We start from the raw sequence: 17,440 nt of genomic DNA on the forward strand, positions 1-17,440 counted from the left end.
CAACCTAGACTGGCGCGCTCCAAATTGCAACGAATCGTGCAAAAACTCCTTTATTTACTGTGTGCGGCGGGCCTTTTGACGGGCGCTGCTGCGGCGGAACCCATCACCGTCTTCGCCGCCTCGTCGCTGCGCGAAGCGGTGGAGGAGTTGGCCGAGGATGTTGAAGCCGCAACGGGGGCCGACGTGGTGACGGCCTATGCCGCAAGCTCCGCGCTGGCCCGGCAGGTGGCCTTGGGCGCGCCTGCGGATGTGGTGTTGTTGGCAGACCGCGATTGGGCCGATTGGCTGGTGTCCGAAGGGGTGGTGTCGCAGGCACAGGATTTCGCCTCCAACCGGTTGGTCTTGTTGACCCGTGACGGACAAATCGTTGATGACATGTCGGAATTTTCCGACATACTGGGCAACGGCCTACTTGCCATGGCCCAGATTGAGGCCGTCCCTGCAGGGCGATACGGACGTGAAGCACTGGGGGAGCTGGGCCTGTGGTCCACCCTTGAAGCGCGCGTCATTCAGGCCGCCAATGTCCGCGCCGCCTTGCGTTTTGTTGACCGAGGGGAGGCGCCCTACGGTATCGGCTACGCCAGCGATCTGGTGGCTTTCCCGACCTTGGTTGAGGCCTATGCCTTTGCCCCGGACAGTCACATTCCGATCACCTATGCAGGTGCGGCCCTCACCACGGATGGGGCGGCGATGATGGCCTTAGTGCTGTCGCCTGATGGGCAAGCCGTTCTTGCACGTTGGGGCTTTTTGCCCCCGCCGGAGGGGTCATGACCGATTGGCTGGGCCCTGCGGAATGGACCGCACTTTGGCTGTCCCTAAAGGTCGCGTTTTGGGCGACTTTGTTCAGCCTGCCGGTGGGCTTTGGTGTGGCCTATGCCCTGTCGCGGGGCGATTTCTGGGGGCGTCAGGCGCTGAACGTGCTGGTGCATTTGCCGCTTGTCATGCCGCCCGTGGTCACGGGCTATCTGCTGTTGTTGGGCTTTGGCCGCACCGGCCCGCTGGGTGAGGCGTTTGAGGCGCTGTTAGGTCTGGTCTTTGCCTTTCGCTGGACGGGGGCTGCATTGGCCGCCGCGATCATGGGCTTTCCGCTGATGGTCCGTGCGATCCGGCTGTCGCTGGACGCCATTGATCCGGGGTTGGAGGAGGCCGCAAGTGGGCTGGGTGCCACGCGCCTGCGGGTGTTGCGAACGGTGACCCTGCCATTGGCATGGCCGGGCATTCTGGCAGGGGCGGTGTTGGGTTTCGCCAAGGGCATGGGCGAATTCGGCGCGACAGTGACGTTTGTGTCCAACATTCCCGGTCAGACGCAAACGCTGGCACTGTCCATCGACACCCTGCTTGAAGTTCCGGGGGGTGAACCTTTGGCCCTGCGCCTTGCGGTCGTGTCCATCGCCATCGCTGCCGTCGCCCTGATCGTGTCCGAAGCTCTGGCCAGCCGTGCTGCGCGGCGCAGGGGGCGGTGATGTTGCAGGTGGATATCCGCAAGACGTTTGACGCCTTCACGCTTGACGCCGCGTTCGATGTACCTGCGGGCATCACGGCGGTCTTTGGCCCGTCAGGGTCGGGCAAAACCAGCCTGATCCGCGCCATTGCGGGCTTTCTGCGGTGCGATCAAAACACCGTCACCCTTGATGGCCGCGCCCTGTCCGCCTTGCCGCCGCACCGGCGCCGCATCGGTTACGTCTACCAAGACGCCCGTCTTTTTCCGCATATGACGGTCCTGCAAAATCTTCGCTACGGGGGCCGCGTGGATGAGGAGAAGATCATCGCGCTGCTGGGGCTTGAGGCACTTTTGGATCGCACCCCAGCCACCTTGTCGGGGGGCGAAGCGCAGCGCGTGGCGTTGGGCCGTGCCCTGATGTCGGGGCCGGATGTCTTGCTGTTGGACGAACCCCTGTCGGCATTGGACGCGCCGCGCAAGGCGGAGGTCATGCCCTATCTTGAGGCGCTGCGCGACCAGACGTCGATCCCGATGATCTACGTCAGCCACGACATGGCCGAGGTCGCACGCCTTGCCGGCCAGATCGTCGTGCTGGACCGGGGTCAGATTGTCGTGTCAGGTTCGGTCGACGCGGTCCTGTCGGACCCCGCTGCCGTCCCCTTCATCGGTGTGCAGGACGCTGGCGCCGTCTTGACGGGCCGCGTGGTGGGCCATGCGGATGATGGTCTGACCAAAGTTGAAACCGACGCCGGTGCCCTTTGGGTCCCTGGCCCCGTAGGCCGCGCGGGGGGCACCGTGCGCGTGCGGGTGCCCGCGCAGGACGTGATCCTGTCGCGCACAGCGCCTAAGGGGATGTCGGCGCTCAATATCTTGGCGGTGCAGATTTCTGCTGTGGATCAGGGGCAGGGCGATGGCGTGGTTGTGGGACTGCAAGCCGGTGAAGCGCGGCTTTTGGCGCGGGTGACACAGCGGTCGGCCAAGGCCATGGGCTTGGCCGTGGACGAGCGCATCTATGCGATCGTGAAAACCACAGCCATCGCCTCGGCCCGCGTCAGCTAGCGGCCCCATAGGTCGGGATCAGGTCACCCGCAGCCGGTGTCGCTGCATAGACCGCACGCGCAATGGCACGGCTGAGGCAAGTGGCCGCCGCCGCCCCCACAGGCGCATAGCCCGCCACATCCAAAGGTGCGCCGGTGCCTGTGGACACACCAAACACCAAATCCCCATCAAGCGGCGTATGCGACGGTACAATCGCGCGGGCCATCCCGTCATGGGCGTTGACCGCCAGCCTGTGACATTGGGTTTTTGTCAGCGGCGCATCGGTGGCGACAATGGCAATCGTTGTGTTCGCCCCTTTGGCGGCATGCAGGCCCATGGCCTGTTCTTTCAGACTGGGATCAGGCGTGGTGTAGGCCACGTGCGGGTCCGGGCCGAACCCGCCGAATTCATCGCCCATCTCAAACGGGGCGGCCCAGAAATGGCGGTCGCCCGGTGTCGTGACCGACCCCAGCGCGTTGACCACCACCAGGGCACCGACCGTCGTGCCATCCGGCAAAACCACCGAGGCGGACCCCAGCCCGCCTTTCTGGCGGGCCGCCATTGCGCCGGTGCCCGCACCGGCGGTGCCTATGGCAAAGTCGACCCCTGCCGCATTGTACGCCGCGCGCCCCAAATCCGGATAGGGGTTGGCCCCCCACGCCTTGTCGCCCCCGTTGATCAGGTCGAACACGATGGCGCCGGGGACGATGGGGACGGTCACATTGCCCACCGCAAAGCCGCGTCCGGCGTCTCGCAGGGCGTCGGCCACGCCCGAACAGGCGTCCAGACCAAAGGCGGACCCGCCCGACAGCACCAGCGCGTCCACCTGTTGGACGGTCTTGTCGGGGGCCAGAAGGTCTGTTTCCCGCGTGCCGGGCCCACCACCCATCACATGGACCGACGCCGTAAACGGCACGTCCCCCAGCAACACCGTGCTGCCGGATTTCAGGGTTTCGTCCTGCGCATTCCCGACCGTCAGGCCGGACACATCGGTGATCAGGTTTCGGGGGCCGGTGGTGTAGGTCATTGTGTCATCCATGATAGGCCGCAACGGTCTTGAGGGTGGAAAAGCCGTAGAGCGCTTCGAACCCTTTTTCGCGACCATGGCCTGATTTTCCCACGCCGCCAAAGGGCAATTCCACGCCGCCGCCTGCGCCGTAGTTGTTGATAAAGACCTGACCCGATTTCAGCGCCCGCGCCAGCCGCATCTGCCGTGCGCCGTTTTCCGACCAGACGGAGGCCACAAGGCCAAAGTCGGTTCCATTTGCAATGTCCAAGGCTTGGGCTTCATCTTCAAAGGGGATGAGAACCTGCACAGGTCCAAAGATTTCGCACTGGGCCAAGGCGTGATCCGGGGGGACATCGTCAAACAAGGTAGGTGCCACATAGTGCCCCGGCGTGTCGGTGACGATCTGCCCTTGGGCCGCGATCGTGAGGTCCGCACCTTGATCCAAAAACCCCTCAACGATGGATTTTTGCTTGGCTGAGATCAGCGGGCCGACGTTCAAATCCTCAAGCGCGGGGCCTGTGCGCAGACGTCGGTAGGCGTCGGCCATGAGGTCGCGGACGCAGGTGTAGATGCCGCGCTGCACAAGGATGCGCGAGGAGGCGGAGCAGGTTTGGCCTGCGTTCTGGATGCCCGCATTGACGAGGAAGGGTATGGCACGGTCCAGATCGGCGTCATCAAACACCAGTTGCGGGGATTTGCCGCCCAGTTCCAGCGTGATGGGGATGACATTTTTGGCAGCGGCGGCCTGTATTGCTTCGCCCGTTGCGACGGATCCGGTGAAGGACATGTGCTGGATGCCGGGATGCGCGGCGAGGGCCGCACCGGCCTCTGCCCCCAGCCCCGTGACCACGTTCAGCGCCCCCTCAGGCAGGCCCGCGTCTGTGGCGATCTGGGCAAAGGCCAGTGCCGTCAGGCAGGCGTCTTCGGCGGGTTTCAGCACGCAGGCGTTGCCCATGGCCAGCGCCGCCCCGACGGACCGCCCGATGATCTGCATCGGGTAATTCCACGGGATGATATGGCCTGTGACGCCATGGGGTTCGCGCAGGGTATAGACGGTATAGCCGTCCAGATAAGGGATGGTTTCACCCGTGATTTTATCCGCCGCCCCGCCGTAGAATTCCAGATATCGGGCCAGCGCCAAAGCGTCGGCGCGCGCCTGCGTCAGAGGCTTGCCCACGTCGCGGGATTCGAGCTGGGCCAGCGCATCGACATGGGTCAACACGGCCTGCCCAATGCGGGTCAGGATGCGGCCCCGGTCCAGCGCGGTCATGGCGCCCCATGCACCGTCACGGGCTGTCTGGGCGGCGGCCACCGCGCGGTCGATGTCGGCAGCGGTGCCGCGCCCGATGGTGGTCAGCGGGCTGTTGTCGGAGGGATCGGTCACAGAGATCGTATCTGCGGCCTGCACCCATGCGCCCCCGATCAGGTGGTGGGCTTTGGGGATGTTGAAGGGGGTCAGCGGCATATCAAACCTCAGCAAAATCGGGGAGGTGCGGGGCAGCGGCCAGCAGCTCTTTAGTGTAAGGATGTTGGGGTGTGTCGTAGACTTGGCCCGTCGGGCCGTCCTCAACAATGCGGCCCTTTTGCATGACCAGAACACGGTCGGTCACAGCGCGCACCACGTGCAGATCGTGAGAGATAAAGAGGTAGGCCAGCCGCCGCTTTGTCCCAAGATCGGCAATCAGATCAAGGATTTGTGCACGCACGGAGACATCGAGGGCAGAGACGGCTTCGTCGAAAATGATCAAATCCGGTTGGGTGATCAGCGCACGGGCGATGGCGATGCGCTGACGTTGGCCGCCGGAAAATTCGTGGATGTATTTGTCGGCATCAGACGGGGTGAGGCCCACGTCGGTCAGGGCCTGCGCAATCAGATCGCCCCCGTTTTGTGGCTTGTTCTCCAGCAGGTGCCACGGTTCCGACACCAGCCGCCCCACGCGATGGCGCGGGTTGAACGACCCATAGGGGTCTTGGAACACGACCTGCATTTTGCGCCGCACAGAGAGGTTGGGGCGGTTGCTGGCAAAGACCGGATCACCGTCAAGCGTGATGGTCCCCGTCTGCACATCCTCCAACCCCAGAATGGCCCGCGTGAGGGTGGATTTGCCGCAACCGGATTCGCCCACAAGGCCTACACGCTCCCCCGGTGCAATCGTCAGGCTGACGTCATCAAGGGCGCGAAAGTGGGGGCGGGGGCCAAAGACATTCTGGCGTGGCAGGGGGTAGGTGCGGGTCACGTTTTGGACGACAAGGCCGGGGGGGGCGGGCGTCTGGCTGGCGGATGGCTCTTGTTTGGCTGGCTGATGGCTGGACGCGGCCAGCAGGGCCTTGGTGTAGGGGTGCTGCGTTTGGGTTAGCACGCGGGTCGCGGCACCGGTTTCCACCACGCGGCCTTGTTGCATGACAGTAATCGTATCCGCCACATCGGCCACCACGGCAAGGTCATGGGTGATCAGGATCAACCCCATGTCAAATTCATCCACCAGCGATTGCAGCAGGGTCAGGATGCGCGCCTGCGTGGTCACATCAAGCGCGGTCGTGGGTTCATCCGCGATCAACAGTTTGGGACGCAAGGCGATGGCCATGGCGATGACGACGCGCTGACGCTGGCCGCCGGACAACTCATGCGGATAACGGTCGGGCGGCACCTCCAGCCCCACACGTTTCAGCATCGTCGCGGCCTGCGCCATAGCGTCAGATTTTGAAGCTTTGGTATGGATGCGGATGGTTTCGGCCACTTGGCTGCCGATGGTGTGCACTGGGTTCAGCGCGGTCATGGGTTCTTGGAACACCATGCCGATGTCATTGCCCCGGATGTCACACAAATCCGGTTCGGATGTTTGCAGCAGGTCGCCGCCTTCAAAAGTAATCGTGCCGGTGGTGGCAGAACCCTTGGGCAGCAGGCCCATGATGGCCAGCGCCGTCATGGATTTGCCAGACCCGCTTTCGCCCGTGATGGCGGTGATCTTGCCCGCCTCAACGGTCAGGTCCACGTCATGAAGGATCGGGTGGGGGCCGATATTGAGGGTCAGGTTCTGCACGCTCAAGAGGGTCATGCGCGGTCCACCCGAAGGCGCGGGTCAAGCCAGTCGCGCAGCCCGTCGCCCAAAAGGTTCAGCCCCAGCACCATAGCGATGATCGTACAGCCGGGGATCAGCGCGGTGTGCGGGGCGATGGCCGTCAGGGTCTGGGCATCGGCCAGCATCCGGCCCCAGCTGGCGGTGGGCGGCTGCGCGCCAAGACCGATATAGGACAGCGCGGCCTCGGCCAGAATACCAAGGCTGAACTGGATGGTACCTTGGACGATCATCAGGTTGGTGATGTTGGGCAGGATATGTTCGGCGGAAATACGGGCAGGGCCTTTGCCTGCCACGCGGGCGGCGAGGATGAAATCGCGTTCCCACAGCGGCAGGGCTGCACCACGGCTCAGGCGCGCAAAGACGGGAATGTTGAAGATGCCGATGGCGATGATCGCATTGGTGGCCGACGCGCCGTAGACGGCGGTGATCAGGATCGCGATGACAAGGCTGGGGAAAGCGAAAACCAGATCGTTGCCCCGCATAATGACTTCGTCCAACCACGTTCCCCGCCGGGCGGCGGCCAGCAGACCAAGGGGGACACCCACCGCGATGCCGATGCCCACGGCCAAAAGCGCCACGGCAATAGAGGTGCGCGCGCCCATCATGATCATGCTGAGGATGTCGCGTCCGAATTGGTCAGTGCCCAGCAGGTAACTCACATTGGGACGTTGCAGTTTGTTCGGAATGTCGAGGGACTGGATGTCATAGGGCGTCCAGACAAAGGACAGCGCGGCCAGCGCAAGGAACAGCGCCGTCAGCGCGGCCCCGATGTAGAACGACAGCTTCATGCGCGCCGCCTGAGGCGCGGGTCGACGGCGGCATAGGCCAGATCGACAGCAAAATTCACCACGATGACAGTGAAGACCAACAGCATGACCACACTTTCCACCACGATCAGGTCACGGGCGGAAATGCTTTGAAAAATAAGCCGCCCGAGGCCGGGCAGAAAGAACACCTGTTCGATGATGATCCCACCGGCCAGCAGGAAGGAGAATTGCAAGCCAATGATGGTGAGCACCGGGATCAGCGCATTGCGCACAGCATGCCGCCAGAGCGCTTGGCGGCGGGTGAGGCCCTTAGCGCGGGCGGTGCGGATGAAATCCTCCCCCAGCATATCCAGCAAGGACGAGCGCATGACGCGGGCCAGAATAGCGGCCTGTGGCAGGGCGAGCGCTATGGCAGGCAGGGTGAGGGATTTGAGCGCCAACGTAGGATCCTCCCACCCCGGAAAGCCACCGGCGGAAAACCAACGCAGATTGATCGCAAAGATCAACACGAGGATCATGGCGAACCAGAAATTGGGGATGGCCACGCCAAGTTGCGTGGCCCCCATGATGCCCAGATCAGCAGGACCGCCACGGCGCGCAGCAGCCATGATGCCTGCGGGAAAGGCAATAAGCGTGGAAAGTGTCAGCGCGTAGATCGCCAGCGGCAGGGACACCCAGATGCGGTCGGCCACCAGATCGGCCACGGGGGTTTTGTAGGTCCACGACGTGCCCAGATCGCCGGTCAACATGCCAGTGACCCAGTCGAAATAGCGGACAGGCAGCGGGTCGTTCAAACCCATCTGGTCGCGCAGTGCGGCCAGCGTGTCTTCGCGGGCGTTGACGCCCAGCATGAAGGACGCGGGATCGCCGGGGATGACTTCGATCACGGCGAAGATCACGATGGAGGCGGCGATGAGGCTGAGGATGAGGGACGCGAGGCGACCGGCGGCGTAGCGGATCATTGCAGCGTCTGCGCCTGCGTCGGGCATGATTGCGCTTGCGGCGGGCGGGGGGCCAAAATTCCGGAATTTTGGCGTGGCGTGAGGGGGGCGCTGCCCCCGTGATGTGTCCGCGCGCGCCCCGGAGTATTGAGGGTAAAGCGAAACAGGGCGGCGGGGTGGCGCCGCCCTGTTCGGGTTTGGATCATTCGGACCAAGACACGCCTGTCAGATCAACGGCCGCTGTGGGCTGGTCTGTCCACAGGCCATTCAGGCCGGCCTGCGCCACTGTGGGCACGGCGAGTTGGAAGAGGTAGCCGTTGACATAATCCTCGGAGATGATGGTCTGGGCTGCGGCCATCAGTTCCGAGCGCATAGCGGGATCCGTGGTCGCGTTCTGCTTTTCCATCACCGCTTGGAAGACGATGTTGTCATATTGGAAATAGTAGTCCGGGTTCGCATAGATGCCGATATCCATGGGTTCGGTGTGGCTGACGATGGTCAGGCCGAAGTCTTTGGCTTTGAACACCTCTTCGAGCCATTGGGCCCATTCGAGGTTGGTGATCTCAGCCTCGATCCCGACCTCTCGCAGCTGGGCTGCGATGATTTCCCCGCCACGTCGCGCGTAGGAGGGGGGCGGCAGTTTCAAGGTCGTGGTGAAGCCGTCGGCAAAGCCCGCTTCGGCCAGCAATGCACGGGCGCGATCGGGATCGTGGGGGGAGTTGCCGAGCAGATCCACGTAGTCGGGGTTGTGAGGCGCAAAGTGCGTGCCAATGGGCGTGCCGTAGCCGAACATCGCGCCGTCGATGATGGCTTGGCGATCAATGGCCAGTGCCACGGCTTCACGCACCAGCACGTTGTCAAAGGGCGGCATCTGGTTGTTGGTGGACAGGATCGTCTCACCTTCGGTGTTGCCGACGAGGACTTGGAACCGTGGGTCCGCTTCGAACTGGGGAAGGTTTTCGGGGGCGGGGAAGCCCACGAAGACGTCCACGTCTTCGGCCATCACAGCCGCAAACGCCGCCGTCGGGTCGGAGATGAAGCGGAAAGTTGCGGTTTCCAGCGCTGGGGCGTCGCCCCAATAGGCGTCATTGCGGGTGAGTTCCAGCCGGTCGCCCTGCACCCAGTCGGTAAAGGTGAACGCACCGGTGCCCACCGGGTTGGAGGCGATGGTTTCGATGCTTTCGGGGGCCACGATCACGGCATCTCCCCAAGCCATGTTAAACAGGAACGACCCGTTTTGTTGGGACAAGGTGATTTCGACCGTCTGCGGGTCGATCACCGTGACCTCTGCGATATCAGCGAACAGGCCCTTTTGGGCGTTCGTGCTGTCCTCGGCGCGGGCGCGGTCGAGGGAGAATTTGACATCCTCGGCGTCCATGGTGGTGCCATCATGGAAGGTCACGCCGGAGCGCAGGGTGAAGGTATAGGTCAGCCCGTCTTCGGAAATGTCCCAGCTTTCCGCGAGGCCCGGCACGACGGAGCCGTCGGCCATAAAACGTGTCAAACCTTCGAAAACGTTGGAATAAAGCACACTGTCGATGGCTTGGGCGGCGCCCCCCGTTGGGTCAAGGTTCGGTGGCTCAAGCTGGATCGCGACAGTGATATCGGTCTGGGCGGTTGCGGCACTCGCCATCAGGGCGAGGCCGGACACGGCGGTCAGGCGGCTGAGAAAGGTCATGGTAGGTCCCCTGTTTGAATTGCACACAGTCTTTACGCCGCGGCGCGGAATTTCAAGCAATTGGTTGATGTGACGTTGGGCGACGCTGTTTGAGGCCCGGCCTCAAACGCGCCCCGCCCACCGTCCCGTTACGGCAAAAGGATGGTCGTGAGGCTAAGCGCCATGACCTTGGCCGAGGCAATCATATCGGCCACGTCGATGTATTCATCGGGTTTATGGGCCAGTTCAAGAATGCCCGGCCCATAGGCGATGCAGTTTTTCAGCCGCCCGATCCGGTCGATGTGTTTTTGGTCATAGGTGCCAGGGGAGGCCACATAGGCCGGGGTTTTGCCCATCACGTCCTCAATCGCTTGGCTGACGGTTTGCACCACGGGCGCGTGTTTGTCTGTCATGGACGGCAAGACGGAATTGAGTTCGCGCAGGGCGTAGGTGAAATTCGGCCGGTCGGATTTAAGCCCCTCCAAAATTGCTGCGATTTCCCCGCGCACGGTGTCGAGGGGTTCTTCGACCAGAAAGCGGCGGTCTATGATGATGCGGCAGCTGTCGGGCACGCAGTGGGCGGGCAGGCCGGTAAAGTCGTCGGCCTGTTCGGTCTGACCGCCGTGGATGGAGTTGATGTTCATGGTAGATTGCCGTGCGCCTTCGGGGACGACGGGCATATCTGTGCGGCGTTGGGCCATGGCGGGGAACAGCTCGGCCTCGAATTTCTCAAGGACGGCCCCCATGTGACGCACGGCGCAATCGCCCAAGAACGGCATGGAGCCATGGGCGATTTCGCCAAAGGTCTCGATTTCGGCCCACCAGCCGCCACGATGGCCCAGACAAATGCGGTCATGACCCAGCGGTTCGGGAATGATCACGTGTTGCACGCGCGTGGGGTCAAAATAGCCCTGTTCGGCCAGATAGGCGACACCGCCGTAGCCGCCTGATTCCTCATCCGCCGTGCCAGAGATTTCGATGGCACCGGCGAAGTCGGGATATTCCTCCAAAAACGCCTCAGCGGCGATGATGGAGGTGGCCAGCCCGCCTTTCATATCGCAGGCCCCGCGCCCATAGATGCGCCCGTCGATGAGGGCGCCTCCAAAGGGGTCTTTCGTCCAGCCTTGGCCAACCTCAACCACGTCGGTGTGGCTGTTGAAATGCACGGTGTCGCCGGGGGACGTGCCGTCACGGCGGGCGACGATGTTCCATCGGGGGTATGTGTCGCTGTCACCGGGGGTGCCGTGGGCGCGGATCAGTTGGGTGGCAAAGCCCGCAGCGCCCAAGCGGCGATCGAGATAATCGCAGATGTCGCGGTAGCAATCACCCGGTGGATTCAGTGTCGGAATGCGGATCAGATCCTGTGTCAGCGCGATCAGATCGTCGGTTTTTGCATCAATGCGCGCCAGCAGCGCGCTGTGGGGATCAGGGGTGGTCATCGGGTCAGACTGGCGCGGAACGGCTGGCGCTGCAAGCGCCAGCGCGGCAGAACGTTTAGCCAATTCGCTAAGCGATCAAACTTTGCACAAATACGGTGCGGCGGCTTGACGCGGGGGGAAACACCCCACTCTTGGCTCAAAGTCTGACCTTGGAGGGATCACTACAACGCGACGCAATTTTGGCACAACGGCATTGATGGGGGCGGCGTTTGCGACGTTGGCCCTTGGTGCATCGGCGGAAACCCTGCGCTGGGCGTCCAACACCGATCTGCAGACGATGGACCCCCATGCGGTGAACTCCGCCCCTGTTTTGTCCTTTCTAAACAACGTCTACGAAGGTCTGTTGCGCCGTGGTGAGGACATGTCGATTGAGCCGTCTTTGGCCACATCGTGGGAACCGCTGGAGGGCGAAAACGGCTGGCGTTTCACGGAGCGTGAAGGTGTGACCTTCCAAGACGGGTCTGCGTTCAACGCCGAGGACGTGCTGTTTTCCTATCAACCCGCGTCCAATGAAGCCGCCGATGTGCGGTCTTGGTTCGCGCCTGTGAGCGATTTGCGCGTGGTCGATGACTTCACGATTGATTTTGTGACCACAGCGCCGAACCCGCTGTTTCCCGACAGCATCGCAAACTTTATGATCCTCGACAAAGACTGGGCTGAGGGCAACGATGCCGCCTTGCCTGCGCGCGACGCGGAAAACTTTGCGACGATGAACGTCAATGGCACGGGGCCCTTTACGCTGGTCGGACGTGACCCCGGTGTCCGCACCGTTTTAGTCCCGTTTGAGGGCTGGTGGGACGATGCCCAGCACAATGTGACCGAGGCCGTGTTCACGCCCATCGGCAATTCCGCGACCGGATTGGCCGCGCTGTTGTCTGCTGAGATTGATTTCATCCAGCCGATCCCCTTGCAGGACGTCGCACAGGTCGAAGGCCGCGAAGGGTTCAAGGTGTTGGAAGGCGAAGAAACCCGTGTGATCATGTTCGGCTTTGGCCATGAACACGATACTCTTCTCTATTCCGAGGACGTGACCGACGCCAACCCGTTCCAAGACCCGCGTGTCCGTCTGGCCGCGGCCCATGCGCCGGACATCGAGAGCATCGACCGGGTGTTGTTCCGTGGCAAGATCGAAGCCGCCAACCAATTGGTGCCCGCAGGCATCTCCGGCTATTTGGAGGCCAACACAGACCGTCCCGCCTATGATCCCGACCGCGCACGCGAATTGCTGGCCGAGGCGGGCTATCCTGACGGGTTCTCCTTTGGTCTGAAGTGCACGAACGACCGCTACATCAGTGATGAGGCCCTGTGCCGTGCGGCGGCGTCCATGTTTGCCGCCATTGGTCTGGATGCAGAACTGTCCACAGGTCCCGTGCGCGATTACTGGCCGCAGCTGCGTGAGGACGATTTCGATATGTATCTGCTTGGCTGGTCGCCTGGCACCTTTGGCATGGAACACCCCATTCGTTTCCTGATGCACAGCCAAGATGATGAGGCCTAGCTGGGATCGTGGAACTTCGGGAGTTATGCCAACGCACGCGTGGATGAATTGCTGCCCATGATCCAGCAAGAGATCGATCCCGCCGCCCGTCAGGCGATGATCGATGAGGTCGTGGCGATCACGCAAGAGGAGGTCGCCTATCTCCCTCTCTATACCCAGCCGCTGATCTGGGCTGCCAAAGACAATATCGATCTCGTGCGACGTGCGGATAACTTCTTCATGTTGCGGTGGGTCACGGTCAACTGACCAGATAGAAAAGCAAACAGGCGATGGTCTATTTCATCCTCAAACGGCTGGTGCAGTCGGTCTTTGTAATGCTGGCCGTCGCCTTTTTGGCATTCTCGCTGTTCCGGTTCGTGGGGATACCGGCGGGGGTCTATACCGCGCTCAGGCCGAGGGGGGTGGCCGCACAGGCCATTTTGATGACCACGCTGGTCGGCGTGTCGATCCCCACCTTTGTCATTGGCATCATGTTGATTTTCATTTTCGGGGTGCAGCTGGGCTGGCTTCCGACCTTTGGGCGCGGTGGCACGGTGCAGATCGGCGGCTGGGAAAGTTCTTTGTTCACGATCGAAGGATGGCGGTCACTGCTGCTGCCTGCGATCACGCTTGGCGTCTATCAACTGACCCTGACCATGCGCCTTGTGCGCGCCGAGATGATGGAGGTCATGCGCTCCGACTACATCCGGTTCGGCATGGCGCGCGGGGTGCCCATGGGGCGGCTGCATTACCGTCACGCGCTGGCCAATACGATGGTGCCGGTGATCACCATCATCGGGTTGCAATTCGGCGGTGTCATCGCCTGTTCCATCGTCACCGAAAGCGTCTTTCAATGGCCCGGCATGGGGCTGCTGTTTCTGGAATCCATCCGCTTTGTCGATATTCCGGTGATGGGGGTTTATCTGGTTGTCATCGCGTTTTTCTTTGTGCTGGTGAACTTGGTCGTGGACCTTTTGTACGTGGCCATTGACCCGCGATTGCGGGTGAGGGACGTGTGATGGTCAACTGGCTCAAACGCCGCGAAGGCGTATGGTTGTTCGTCCATTCCCCCGCCGCGATTGTTGCGGCGATTGTGGCGCTTGCGATCATTTTTGGCGCGGTGTTTGCGACGTGGATTGCGCAGGTCGACCCCTATGACCTGTCGTCGTTCAGCCTGTTTGACGGGCTGCTGCCACCTGTGTGGGAAGACGGCGCGAAACCCAGGTACCTGCTGGGTACGGATGAACAGGGGCGCGATATGATCTCGTCGATCCTATACGGGGCGCGGCTGTCGCTGGTCATCGGGATTTCCGCGCTGACCATTGCCCCTGTGCTGGGGGTCGGGCTGGGCCTTGCCGCAGGGTTCTACGGCGGACGGTTTGACGCGGTGGTCATGCGCATCGCCGATGTGCAACTGGCGCTGCCCGCGATCCTGACGGCGCTGTTGATTGACGGCATCGCGCGGGGCGTGTTGCCCGCATCGGTGCAGGCGGATGTGCGGGTGGCGGTGCTGATGCTGGCCATTGCGCCGTCGCTTTGGGCGAATTTTGCGCGCACGGCGCGGGCCTCCACTTTTGTGCAGATGCAAAGGGATACGTGCAGGCGGCGTCATAATGGGCCAGCGGCCCGTGCGGATCATGTTTGTGCACATCCTGCCCAATATCCTTGGGCCGTTGCTGGTGATCATGACCGTCGATCTGGCGAGCGCCATTTTGCTGGAGGCCACGTTGTCGTTTCTGGGCATCGGCCTGCCTGCGGACAGCCCCAGCCTTGGCACGCTGATCCCCATCGGAATTCAGTTTTTGCTGTCGGGGGAATGGTGGATTCTTTGGATTCCCACGCTGTTTCTGGTCGCCTTAGTGGGGTCGATCAACATCCTTGGCGACTTCCTGCGGGATGTTTTTAACCCGAGGCTGCGCTGATGTTGGTGATCAAAGATCTGGCCGTAAAGTTCCCGTCACGGTTTGGCAATTTTACCGCGATTGAGGACGTGGATATGGTCATCCGCCCCGGTGAGATTCACGGGCTGGTGGGCGAGAGCGGGGCAGGGAAATCGACCGTGGGGGCCGCCGTCATCGGGCTGTTGTCCAGCCCCGGCTACATCGCGGGGGGTGAGATTACGCTGGGTGACACAGACCTACGCGCGTTGACCCCGGCTGAGGCCCACGCCGTGCGCGGCGACCGGATTTTGATGATTTTCCAAGACCCGCAGACATCCCTCAACCCGCTGATGACGATCGAAGATCAGCTGATCGAGACCATTCAGGCCCATTCCGATGTGACCCATGCAGAGGCCCTTAAACGCGCCGTTGATTTGTTGGAGGAGATTGGGATGAAGGATGCGGCCAAACGCATCAAGGCCTTTCCGCACCCGTTTTCGGGGGGCATGCGCCAGCGGGTGGTGATTGCGCTGGCCATTTGCACGGACCCCGAATTGATTATCGCGGATGAACCCACAACGGCGCTGGATGTGTCGGTGCAAAGCCAAGTCCTCGACCTGATCAAACGGTTGGCGCGGGACCGCGATATCGCCTTCATGCTGATCACCCACGACATCGGCGTGATTGCGCAAGTGGCCCACCGTGTGACGGTCCGCCCCGGCACGATCATGGGGCTGGTGGGCGAAAACGGGTCGGGCAAATCCACGCTGGCCAAGGCCATCACGGGGCTGGTCAGCCCTGCGTCCGGTGAGATGCGTCTGGGGGATGCTGAATTGCCAAACGGTAAAGCGCGCAGCCGGCATCATCCGCCACGGCAGCTGATCCAGATGGTGTTTCAGGACCCATATTCGAGCCTGAATTCACGCCACCGGATCGGGGATATCTTGGAGGAGCCGCTGTGGTTCTACGGCTTCGTACCCGACAAAGCGCAAAGGCGCCGACTGGCGGCGGCGATGCTGGAACTGGGGGGCATGGCGCCAGATGCAATCGACAAATACCCCCACCAGTTTTCAGGCGGTCAGCGGCAACGGATCGCCGTGGCACGTGCGCTTTTGGCGCGGCCACGGTTCTTGATTTGCGATGAGCCGACCTCAGCACTGGACGTGTCGATACAGGCGGAAATCCTGAATTTGCTGAAGGATTTGCAATCCACATTTGGCCTGTCGATCCTGTTTATCAGTCACAATCTGGCGGTGGTCCGGCAGATGGCCGATGACACGGCTGTCTTGCGGGGCGGACGGATTGAGGAGGTTTCCTCAACCGAAAGCTTGTACGAAAATCCGCAGGCCGACGACACGCGGTCGCTACTGGCGTTGACGCCTGTGATGCCCCAAGACTAGGGCGCGCGATAAGCTCCGTTTGCGTCGCACGTCAGGCCAGCGCGCGCTCCAGCCCATAAAATCAAGCGTTTCGAACCCCTTTGTCCTGCGCGCAATGATCTTGCAACATAATTCTTGCAACCGGTTGCAAACTCTCTAGAGTGAACGGTGGCGAAAGTGGGAATCGCTTTGTGCAGTGGTGAGGAGGCCGCTGCACGTAAGGGAACAGACCTCAGGTCGACAGACCTGTGACGTCCACTTTCAGCATCAAACGGCCTTGTTGCGCGTCACGTGTGGCAAGGCTCCGGTGAGATCAAAAATGAGGCGCGCCGGACGCCTGTTCCTAGGGAGGACACCATGAACAAACTTATCCTTGCGACCGGTATCACGGCTCTGATGGCAACATCCGCCATGGCCCAGACCATCGGCGCATCCATTGCCCGTTTTGACGACAACGGCCTGACCATCATGCGCAACGGCATGACCGACCACATCGGCACGCTGGACGGTGTTGAACTGCAGATGGAAGACGCCCAAGACGACGTGGCGCGTCAGCTGGACCAGATCAACAACTTCATCGCCGCAGGCGTGGACGCGATCATCGTGAACGCCGTGGACACCAACGCCACCGAGGCGATGTCCAACGCTGCGGCCTCCGCAGGTGTGCCGCTGGTTTACGTCAACCGTCAGCCGATCAACATGGACACTCTGCCCGAAGGTCAGGCGTTTGTGGCCTCAAACGAGATTGAATCCGGCACGCTTCAGGCGTTCCAGATCTGCCGCAACCTGCGTGCAGAAGGCAAATCCGGCGGTGCCACGGGCTATCTGATGAACGGTCAGCTGTCCAATCAGGCCGCCGTGCAGCGGTCCAAGGACGTCTATGACGTGATCGGCATGGACATGTGTAACTTCATGACGCTGATCGATGAGCAGACAGCCAACTGGTCCCGCGACGAAGCACAGGATCTTATGACCAACTGGATGTCGTCCGGTGAGCCCTTCGATTTCGTCATCGCAAACAACGACGAAATGGCTGTCGGCGCGATTCAGGCCATGAAGGCAAACGGCATGGATATGGCCGAAGTACAGGTCGGCGGCGTTGACGCGACACCCGATGCGCTGGTGGCGATGTCTGCCGGTGATCTGGATGTGACCGTGTTCCAGGACCTTGCAGGTCAGGGCGCCGGGTCCATCGACACCGCACTGGCGCTGGCCGCCGGTGAGGACGTGGACAAGACGGTGTTCATCCCGTTCATCCTCGTGACGCCTGAGAACGCCGCAGAATTCCAGTAAGTGCTCGCACATAAGATCCGAGGCGGCGCGCTCCAGCGC

At 62.0% G+C, this 17,440-nt stretch carries 14 protein-coding genes and 2 pseudogenes; 9 read left to right on the top strand and 7 right to left on the bottom strand.

The window, feature by feature from the left end; all coding sequences use genetic code 11:
• The first annotated feature begins 36 nt into the window (after positions 1–36).
• Genes modA through modC form a run of 3 tightly spaced genes read left to right on the top strand, consistent with a single transcriptional unit; the run spans position 37 to position 2,500 of the window.
• Positions 37–771 (top strand): molybdate ABC transporter substrate-binding protein, encoded by a 735-nt coding sequence (modA, locus tag ACTG36_RS12455; RefSeq protein ID WP_375280351.1) that lies wholly within the window; start codon positions 37–39, stop codon positions 769–771.
• Positions 768–1,463, top strand: a complete 696-nt coding sequence (gene modB, locus ACTG36_RS12460) for a molybdate ABC transporter permease subunit (RefSeq protein WP_375280352.1) — start codon at positions 768–770, stop codon at positions 1,461–1,463. The genes modA and modB overlap by 4 nt, the downstream gene beginning before the upstream one ends.
• A complete protein-coding gene (gene modC, locus ACTG36_RS12465) occupies positions 1,463–2,500 on the top strand; it encodes a molybdenum ABC transporter ATP-binding protein (protein WP_375280353.1) in 1,038 nt (345 codons plus the stop codon). Before modB ends, modC begins: the two co-directional genes overlap by 1 nt.
• On the opposite strand, the gene ACTG36_RS12470 is transcribed toward modC, so the two are convergent.
• From ACTG36_RS12470 to ACTG36_RS12500, 7 genes are all read right to left on the bottom strand, one after another.
• Positions 2,493–3,506 carry a P1 family peptidase gene (locus ACTG36_RS12470; RefSeq protein ID WP_375280375.1) on the bottom strand — a complete coding sequence of 338 codons (1,014 nt, stop codon included), beginning with the start codon at positions 3,504–3,506 and terminating at the stop codon, positions 2,493–2,495. The two genes, modC and ACTG36_RS12470, sit on opposite strands and share 8 nt — an antisense overlap.
• 4 nt (positions 3,507–3,510) lie before the next feature.
• The gene (locus ACTG36_RS12475) at positions 3,511–4,953 is read right to left on the bottom strand and encodes an aldehyde dehydrogenase family protein (protein WP_375280354.1); all 1,443 of its coding nucleotides are present in this window, start codon (positions 4,951–4,953) and stop codon (positions 3,511–3,513) included.
• A 1-nt stretch (position 4,954) separates the two neighbouring features.
• Positions 4,955–6,544, bottom strand: coding sequence for an ABC transporter ATP-binding protein (locus tag ACTG36_RS12480; RefSeq protein WP_375280355.1), 1,590 nt, complete (start codon positions 6,542–6,544; stop codon positions 4,955–4,957).
• A complete protein-coding gene (locus tag ACTG36_RS12485; protein WP_375280356.1) occupies positions 6,541–7,356 on the bottom strand; it encodes an ABC transporter permease in 816 nt (271 codons plus the stop codon). The genes ACTG36_RS12480 and ACTG36_RS12485 overlap by 4 nt, the downstream gene beginning before the upstream one ends.
• Complete coding sequence (locus ACTG36_RS12490; RefSeq protein WP_375280376.1) at positions 7,353–8,297, bottom strand: ABC transporter permease; 945 nt, start codon at positions 8,295–8,297, stop codon at positions 7,353–7,355. Before ACTG36_RS12490 ends, ACTG36_RS12485 begins: the two co-directional genes overlap by 4 nt.
• A gap of 181 nt (positions 8,298–8,478) precedes the next feature.
• Complete coding sequence (locus ACTG36_RS12495; protein WP_439142502.1) at positions 8,479–9,954, bottom strand: ABC transporter substrate-binding protein; 1,476 nt, start codon at positions 9,952–9,954, stop codon at positions 8,479–8,481.
• 128 nt (positions 9,955–10,082) lie between these two features.
• Positions 10,083–11,372 carry an acetylornithine deacetylase/succinyl-diaminopimelate desuccinylase family protein gene (locus tag ACTG36_RS12500; RefSeq protein WP_375280377.1) on the bottom strand — a complete coding sequence of 430 codons (1,290 nt, stop codon included), beginning with the start codon at positions 11,370–11,372 and terminating at the stop codon, positions 10,083–10,085.
• A 196-nt stretch (positions 11,373–11,568) separates the two neighbouring features.
• Between ACTG36_RS12500 and ACTG36_RS12505 the strand changes: the two are divergent.
• From ACTG36_RS12505 to ACTG36_RS12530, 6 genes and pseudogenes are all read left to right on the top strand, one after another.
• Positions 11,569–13,116: pseudogene (locus ACTG36_RS12505) on the top strand (ABC transporter substrate-binding protein).
• 23 nt (positions 13,117–13,139) lie between these two features.
• Positions 13,140–13,868 carry an ABC transporter permease gene (locus ACTG36_RS12510; protein WP_375280358.1) on the top strand — a complete coding sequence of 243 codons (729 nt, stop codon included), beginning with the start codon at positions 13,140–13,142 and terminating at the stop codon, positions 13,866–13,868.
• Positions 13,868–13,987, top strand: a pseudogene (locus tag ACTG36_RS12515) (ABC transporter permease); the annotation flags it as partial. The gene ACTG36_RS12510 and the pseudogene ACTG36_RS12515, both read left to right, overlap by 1 nt.
• Before the next feature lie 499 nt (positions 13,988–14,486).
• Positions 14,487–14,771 (top strand): ABC transporter permease subunit, encoded by a 285-nt coding sequence (locus tag ACTG36_RS12520; RefSeq protein WP_375280378.1) that lies wholly within the window; start codon positions 14,487–14,489, stop codon positions 14,769–14,771.
• Entirely contained in the window at positions 14,771–16,129 is a 1,359-nt protein-coding gene (locus ACTG36_RS12525; RefSeq protein ID WP_375280359.1) for an ATP-binding cassette domain-containing protein, read from the top strand. Before ACTG36_RS12520 ends, ACTG36_RS12525 begins: the two co-directional genes overlap by 1 nt.
• A 336-nt stretch (positions 16,130–16,465) precedes the next feature.
• Positions 16,466–17,401 carry a substrate-binding domain-containing protein gene (locus ACTG36_RS12530; RefSeq protein ID WP_375280360.1) on the top strand — a complete coding sequence of 312 codons (936 nt, stop codon included), beginning with the start codon at positions 16,466–16,468 and terminating at the stop codon, positions 17,399–17,401.
• Positions 17,402–17,440: the final 39 nt, after the last annotated feature.

Origin of the sequence: Pseudooctadecabacter sp. (genome assembly GCF_965657175.1) — a bacterium.
Lineage (GTDB): Bacteria > Pseudomonadota > Alphaproteobacteria > Rhodobacterales > Rhodobacteraceae > Octadecabacter.

Excerpts from the sequence above, each read along its gene's own strand:
- modB (WP_375280352.1), top strand. The coding sequence starts at position 768 with ATGACCGATTGGCTGGGCCCTGCGGAATGGACCGCACTTTGGCTGTCC.
- modC (WP_375280353.1), top strand. The coding sequence starts at position 1,463 with ATGTTGCAGGTGGATATCCGCAAGACGTTTGACGCCTTCACGCTTGAC.
- ACTG36_RS12470 (WP_375280375.1), bottom strand. The coding sequence starts at position 3,506 with ATGACCTACACCACCGGCCCCCGAAACCTGATCACCGATGTGTCCGGC.
- ACTG36_RS12475 (WP_375280354.1), bottom strand. The coding sequence starts at position 4,953 with ATGCCGCTGACCCCCTTCAACATCCCCAAAGCCCACCACCTGATCGGG.
- ACTG36_RS12480 (WP_375280355.1), bottom strand. The coding sequence starts at position 6,544 with ATGACCCTCTTGAGCGTGCAGAACCTGACCCTCAATATCGGCCCCCAC.
- ACTG36_RS12485 (WP_375280356.1), bottom strand. The coding sequence starts at position 7,356 with ATGAAGCTGTCGTTCTACATCGGGGCCGCGCTGACGGCGCTGTTCCTT.
- ACTG36_RS12490 (WP_375280376.1), bottom strand. The coding sequence starts at position 8,297 with ATGATCCGCTACGCCGCCGGTCGCCTCGCGTCCCTCATCCTCAGCCTC.
- ACTG36_RS12495 (WP_439142502.1), bottom strand. The coding sequence starts at position 9,954 with ATGACCTTTCTCAGCCGCCTGACCGCCGTGTCCGGCCTCGCCCTGATG.
- ACTG36_RS12500 (WP_375280377.1), bottom strand. The coding sequence starts at position 11,372 with ATGACCACCCCTGATCCCCACAGCGCGCTGCTGGCGCGCATTGATGCA.
- ACTG36_RS12510 (WP_375280358.1), top strand. The coding sequence starts at position 13,140 with ATGGTCTATTTCATCCTCAAACGGCTGGTGCAGTCGGTCTTTGTAATG.
- ACTG36_RS12520 (WP_375280378.1), top strand. The coding sequence starts at position 14,487 with ATGTTTGTGCACATCCTGCCCAATATCCTTGGGCCGTTGCTGGTGATC.
- ACTG36_RS12525 (WP_375280359.1), top strand. The coding sequence starts at position 14,771 with ATGTTGGTGATCAAAGATCTGGCCGTAAAGTTCCCGTCACGGTTTGGC.
- ACTG36_RS12530 (WP_375280360.1), top strand. The coding sequence starts at position 16,466 with ATGAACAAACTTATCCTTGCGACCGGTATCACGGCTCTGATGGCAACA.